Below are 6201 nucleotides of genomic sequence, written 5' to 3' on the forward strand. Positions count from 1 at the left end.
GTCTTTTTTAATTGCAAGGATACTTTTCTTATAAATTATATATTGTATAATGATATTATTGAAGAAAATTTAAGAATGGAGTTAAATTTGAGCAAAATGGAAAAGAAAAATGCAAAGTTTCTTCCTATTATTGAAGAATTGAAAAGTTTAATTGAGGAAAATAAGACCTTAATTATTGCAATAGATGGGCGTTGTGGAAGTGGGAAAAGTACTTTGGCGGCAATAATAAAGGAGACATTTGACTGTAATGTTTTTCATATGGACGATTATTTTCTTCCTTTTAATAGAAAAACAACAAAGCGTTTGTCAGAGCCAGGTGGGAATGTAGATTATGAGAGATTCAAGATAGAAATACTAACACCTTTACAAAGTGGTGATGATGTTACTTATAGGCCTTATAACTGTAGCAAAGGAACTTTGGATGAGGCAATTAATGTGGAGTTTAAGAATGTAACTATTGTTGAGGGATCATATAGTTTGCATCCAATACTAAAAGAAGCTTATGATTACAAAATATTTTTAACAGTAGAACCAAAAGTCCAGCAAAAGCGTATCCTAAAACGTAACGGAGAAGAAAGGTTACAAAACTTTATAAATAAATGGATTCCAATGGAGGAGCATTATTTCTCTGAACTAAATATCCAGGGACAATGCGATTTTGTGTTTGATACTACATATAAAGAATAGATAAAGAATATATAAGACATAAAATAAAAAGGGGAACAAAACATGTTATTGTTTATGATTATTGGGATATCTTCAGCAATAGGAATTCGAGTTGGAATTATTAAGAATAGAAGAAGGTTATTAAAAACTTCTTGGGTGGTATTATTGCTAGATGTTGCTCTTTTTATAATTGGCTCTATTATGTACGCTATGTACGAATAGTAATTGTGTTAAATTTATTAATTAAAACAATAACTACGTCGCTATATTTATATACCACGTAATTTGGAGGAATAATTATGGAGCAAATTGAAATAAAAAAGTTAAATAGTAGTGATAAAATCCCATATAATTTACTTCTTTTAGCCGATCCATCTATTGAAGTAATTAATGATTACATACATAGAGGAGATTGTTACGTCGCCTATAGTAATGATACTATGCTTGGAGTCTATGTTATGATTAGGACAAGACCGTCGACTTTAGAACTTGTAAATATTGCAGTTAACGAAGAATACCAAGGCAAAGGAATTGGTAAGAAATTAATATTAAGTGCAATAGATATGGCAAAGAAGAAGGATGTAAAGGTTTTGGAAGTTGGAACAGGAAACTCTAGTATCTACCAATTGGCGCTTTATCAAAAATGTGGATTTCGTATAATTGGTATAGATAGAGACTTTTTTAGAATACATTATAAGGACAGGATTATAGAAAATGGAATTGAATGTATTGATATGATTAGGCTAAGAATAGATTTATAACTATTAATTGAATGTTTATTATTGCCATATAAGGAACTAAAAGAATACTTACAAAATAGAAAAAGATTATAAAAAATATAAGCCTTGTACTATGAAGTTAGTACAAGGCTTATATTTTTTATAGTGTTTGCTTACAAGATTCTACTGTAATTTCTAACACTCTTGATAAGAATGGGTATTTTTCTTTCATCATATCAAAATGTTCTCCATTTTTTAAAAACTTAGCAGTTCCTTCAAGTAATAATCCTGTTCCCATATACATAGATCCCATTACTTCTCTAGTACCCATAGTTAATTTAACTTTAGGGTTAATATTAATATTTTTTTCTGTCTTAATCATACCAGCTGCAGGAATTAATATTTTATTTCCTTCTACAACAACTAAATAGCTATTCCATGTATTAGAAACGTGTGCTTCATTATTTGCACAAGTTACAATAGATACTACACCTTCGTGGTTTATTACTTCAAAAAACTTATCATTTAACATATTATAATCCTCCTTTGATTGTGGACAAAAACTATCGTCGACAAATGCTGTCTACAATTAATATATAATACATTTGCCTTTGAGTCAATAGAAATATTATAATAAATGTAGTAAATACGGATGATAATATGTATACCTTGATTGAAAATAAGTAATAGGCTATTATAATAGAATATCAAAAATATATTAAAGGAGAATGAATTAAATGAAATTTTCAGTTGGTGTAGAGTATGCGCTACATTGTTTATTATATATGGTAAATATAGAAGAAGGCAGATCAGTTGGGATAAGAGATTTAGCAACGTTTCAAGGTATATCAGAGACTTATTTATCCAAGGTATATGCAAAATTAAGTAAGTCAGGAATAATAAAATCTGTACCTGGTGTAAAGGGTGGATATGCTCTAGCTCGTAAAGCAGAAGAAATAACATTTTGGGATGTTGTTGAAGCTGTAGAAGGTGAAGAACCATTCTTCCAATGTGCAGAAATTAGACAAAACAACATACTATTAGATAAAGATAATTTACCAGATACACATACAAAATGTCCTTGTTTAATTAAAGTAGTAATGTTAGAAGCAGAAAATGAAATGAAAAAATATCTAAATAATAAGACATTAAGATGGCTATACGATGAAGTGTATAATAATAAGCTTCCAAAAGAGATGGAAAAAGCAACAATGGACTGGTTTAATAATATGAGAAAATAGTGGCTGGGGAGTATTTATTATCAATGTATAATTAAAGACACTAAAGAGTTAGGAGTAAAATATATGGAAAATGAATTTTTAGTTTTAAAAGGGTGTAAGGAAAATAATTTAAAAGACATATCATTAGAAATCCCTAAGAGAAAAATAACTATATTTACAGGGGTATCTGGTTCGGGGAAGTCATCTATTGTTTTTGAAACAATTGCAAAGGAAGCACAACGTCAATTAAATGAAACATTCAGTGCCTTTATAAGAAATTTTTTGCCTAAGTATGGTGATGTAAAAGCTGACTATATAGAAAATCTATCAACACCAATTATTATTGACCAAAGTAGAATCGGTGGTAATTCAAGATCAACCCTAGGTACTATTACAGAGGTAAATTCATTCCTTAGAGCTTTGTACTCAAGATTTGGAAGTACATATTTAGGTAAAGCTAATGTATTTTCTTTTAATGATGTTAATGGTATGTGTCCAGAGTGTGAAGGCCTTGGAAAAAAGCTAGTTCCTAATATGGATGAACTGTTAGACACAAATAAATCATTAAATGAAGGAGCCATTTTACTTTCAGGTTTTGGAGTAGGCACATGGTATTGGAAGGTATTTGCAGAATCTGGGTACTTTGATAATGATAAGAAAATATGTGACTATTCTAAGGAAGAGTTAGATAAGTTTTTGTATGGTGGACCTGAGAAGATAAAGCTAGAAGATGCAGGTGGAGTTAATCTAACCTATGAAGGATTAATGGTGAGGTTTAGTAGGTTGTACTTAAAAAGAGAAGGAGAAACGTCTGAGGCTGCAAAGAAAAAGTTAAGCAAACTACTTATAGAAGACATATGTCCTGTGTGTAAAGGAAAAAGGCTTAATGAAAAAGTATATGGTTGTTTGATCAAGGGCTACAACATAGCAGATTTAACTAGTATGCAAATTGATAAGTTAGTTGAGGTAATTAAAGAGATAGATGAGCCAGAGGCACAACCGTTAGTTAAAGGTATAATAGAAAAGCTAAATAATATTATAGATATTGGCCTTGGGTATTTAACATTAGATAGAGAAACTTCCTCATTGTCAGGTGGAGAGTCTCAACGTATAAAGATGGTAAAGCATTTAAATAGTAACCTTATAGATTTGATGTATATATTTGATGAGCCAAGTATAGGACTTCATCCAAGGGATGTTCATAAGTTAAATGACCTTTTGAAGAAGTTACGTGACAAAGGAAATACTGTATTGGTTGTTGAACATGATCCCGATGTAATAAAAATTGCAGACCATATTGTAGATGTAGGCCCAAGGGCAGGAAGATATGGTGGGGAAATTGTATATGAAGGAAGTTATGAAAATCTACTTACATCGGGTACTTTAACTGGAAATGCATTAAATAAATCTCTTTCTATTAAAAAAGAAGTAAGGGAGCACAAAGGATATTTAAAGGCTATAAATTGTAATAAGCACAATTTAAAAAATGTATCTTTAACAATACCTAAAGGAGTTCTCACAGTAGTAAGTGGTGTTGCAGGTTCAGGTAAAAGTACATTAATTAAACATGAATTCTTAAAGCAAAATAAAGATGCAGTTTTAATAGATCAAAGCCCTGTACATACTAATTCAAGATCTAGTTTGGCGACTTATAGTGGAATTATGGACAATATAAGAAAGGCCTTTGGAAAGGAAAACAATGTTAATGTATCGTTATTTAGTTCAAACTCAGAGGGAGCTTGTGAAAACTGTAATGGAAGTGGAGTAATAGAAACTAACCTTGCATTTATGGAAAACATAAAAAGTACTTGTGATGTTTGTGAAGGCAAAAAGTATAAAAAAGAAGTTTTGGATTATAAATTCCATGAAAAAAACATAATAGAAGTTCTACAAATGTCAGTTTCTGAAGCAATTGAATTCTTTAAATTAAAGCCAATTAAGTCAAAGCTTCAGTCTATTGAAGATATGGGAATTGGGTATTTGACTTTGGGACAAACTCTTGATACGTTATCAGGTGGAGAATGTCAAAGACTAAAGCTTGCTAGTGAGTTACATAATAAGAGTTCTGTATATATACTGGATGAACCTACAACAGGACTTCATATGGCTGATATTGAAAGATTTATTAATATAGTTGAAAACATTGTAGATAGTGGAAATACAGTTATTATAATTGAACATAATGTAGATGTAATCAAAAGAGCAGACTGGATAATTGATATGGGACCTGAGGGCGGAACTAAAGGTGGAGAAATAATATTTGAAGGAACTCCAAAACAATTATATAACTGTGAATCTTCCTTAACAGCTAAATATATTTAATTAATATAAAAAATTTAGAAAATAAGCATTGGTATATCTAATGCTTATTTTTTGTGCATATAATTGTTAGGTATCTAAATGGTTATTATTGGTAACGTACGTTACGGAAAAATATACCATATTGATATATATTAAAAATATACAGTATAATTAGAAAAATGGAAAAATATGGGAGGAGATTTATTAATGTCAGAATTAAAAGTAGTAAACCCGATGTTTTGTTATCAATGTGAACAAACACCAGCTCAAGGATGTACTAAAGTAGGTGTATGTGGTAAACAACCAGATATAGCTAGTTTACAAGATATAATGATATTTGGACTTAAAGGGGTTGCAGCTTATGCTACTCATGCTAAAGAGTTAGGATACGTTGATGAAGAAGTTAACGCAATAACTCAAGAAACTTTATATACAACACTTACAAACTCAAACTTCAATTTAGAAGAACATATAAATGCGACTTTAAAAGTTGGTACTGCAGCAGTTAAAATGATGGATACATTAGATAGAGCTCATACTTCATACTTAGGAACACCATCACCTGTTACTATATCTCAAGATAAAGTAGAAGGTCACTGTATATTAGTTACAGGACACAACTTATATGCATTAAAAGCATTATTAGAGCAAACAGAAGGAAAAGGAATAAACGTATATACTCACTCAGAAATGATACCAGCACATGGTTATCCAGAATTAAACAAGCACAAGCACTTAAAAGGTAACGTTGGTAAAGCTTGGTTTGATCAAAGAAAATTATTTGAAGAATTCCCAGGTGCAATCCTTGGAACAACAAACTGCTTAATGCCAATAACAAGAGGAAGCTATTCAGATAGAATGTGGACTTATGGAACAGCAGGTCTTGAAGGAGTTAAGAAAATAGAAAACAACGACTTCAGTGCTTTAATAGAAAAAACATTATCATTACCAGTAGCAAACATAGAATCAGATAAGACTCTTACAACTGGATTCCATCACTCTACAGTACTAGATGCAGCTCCAGAAATAATAGAAGCTGTAAAAGCTGGTAAAATAAAGAGATTCTTCGTTATAGCTGGATGTGATGCTCCAACTAAAGGAAGAGAATACTATAGAGATTTAGCAAGTTCATTACCAAAAGAAGCAGTAATACTTACTACTTCATGTGGTAAATTCAGATTTAATGATATAGATTTTGGAAATGTTCCAGGAACAGATATACCAAGATATATAGATTTAGGTCAATGTAACAACTCAGGATCAGCAGCTAAAATAGCTATAGCTTTAGCTGAAGC

Annotated in this window: 7 protein-coding genes; 6 read left to right on the forward strand and 1 reads right to left on the reverse strand. The window is 30.8% G+C overall.

The genetic code is table 11. The features are described 5' to 3' along the window. The first annotated feature begins 87 nt into the window (after positions 1-87). The 3 genes from BS62_RS03135 (at position 88) to BS62_RS03145 (ending at position 1427) form a co-directional block, all read left to right on the forward strand. Complete coding sequence (locus BS62_RS03135; protein WP_496489782.1) at positions 88-687, forward strand: uridine kinase family protein; 600 nt, start codon at positions 88-90, stop codon at positions 685-687. Between the two features lie 42 nt (positions 688-729). Beyond that, positions 730-888, forward strand: coding sequence for a hypothetical protein (locus BS62_RS03140; RefSeq protein WP_496489783.1), 159 nt, complete (start codon positions 730-732; stop codon positions 886-888). Positions 889-965: 77 nt separating this feature from the next. After that, complete coding sequence (locus BS62_RS03145) at positions 966-1427, forward strand: GNAT family N-acetyltransferase (protein WP_496489784.1); 462 nt, start codon at positions 966-968, stop codon at positions 1425-1427. Between the two features lie 118 nt (positions 1428-1545). On the opposite strand, the gene BS62_RS03150 is transcribed toward BS62_RS03145, so the two are convergent. Beyond that, entirely contained in the window at positions 1546-1917 is a 372-nt protein-coding gene (locus BS62_RS03150; protein ID WP_496489785.1) for a pyridoxamine 5'-phosphate oxidase family protein, read from the reverse strand. A 205-nt stretch (positions 1918-2122) separates the two neighbouring features. Here BS62_RS03150 and BS62_RS03155 point away from each other — a divergent pair, with 205 nt between their 5' ends. The 3 genes from BS62_RS03155 to hcp form a co-directional block, all read left to right on the forward strand. Next, a complete protein-coding gene (locus BS62_RS03155; protein ID WP_496489786.1) occupies positions 2123-2626 on the forward strand; it encodes an Rrf2 family transcriptional regulator in 504 nt (167 codons plus the stop codon). Between the two features lie 63 nt (positions 2627-2689). Beyond that, positions 2690-4927 (forward strand): ATP-binding cassette domain-containing protein, encoded by a 2238-nt coding sequence (locus tag BS62_RS03160; protein ID WP_496489787.1) that lies wholly within the window; start codon positions 2690-2692, stop codon positions 4925-4927. A 186-nt stretch (positions 4928-5113) separates the two neighbouring features. Then, positions 5114-6201 (forward strand): hydroxylamine reductase (gene hcp, locus BS62_RS03165; protein WP_496489788.1); only part of this gene is annotated, 1088 nt, incomplete at its 3' end.

Source organism: Sporacetigenium mesophilum DSM 16796 (assembly GCF_059569055.1).

Coding starts and splice junctions, on each gene's coding strand:
- BS62_RS03140 (WP_496489783.1), top strand. CDS start 730: ATGTTATTGTTTATGATTATTGGGATATCTTCAGCAATAGGAATTCGA.
- BS62_RS03145 (WP_496489784.1), top strand. CDS start 966: ATGGAGCAAATTGAAATAAAAAAGTTAAATAGTAGTGATAAAATCCCA.
- BS62_RS03150 (WP_496489785.1), bottom strand. CDS start 1,917: ATGTTAAATGATAAGTTTTTTGAAGTAATAAACCACGAAGGTGTAGTA.
- BS62_RS03155 (WP_496489786.1), top strand. CDS start 2,123: ATGAAATTTTCAGTTGGTGTAGAGTATGCGCTACATTGTTTATTATAT.
- BS62_RS03160 (WP_496489787.1), top strand. CDS start 2,690: ATGGAAAATGAATTTTTAGTTTTAAAAGGGTGTAAGGAAAATAATTTA.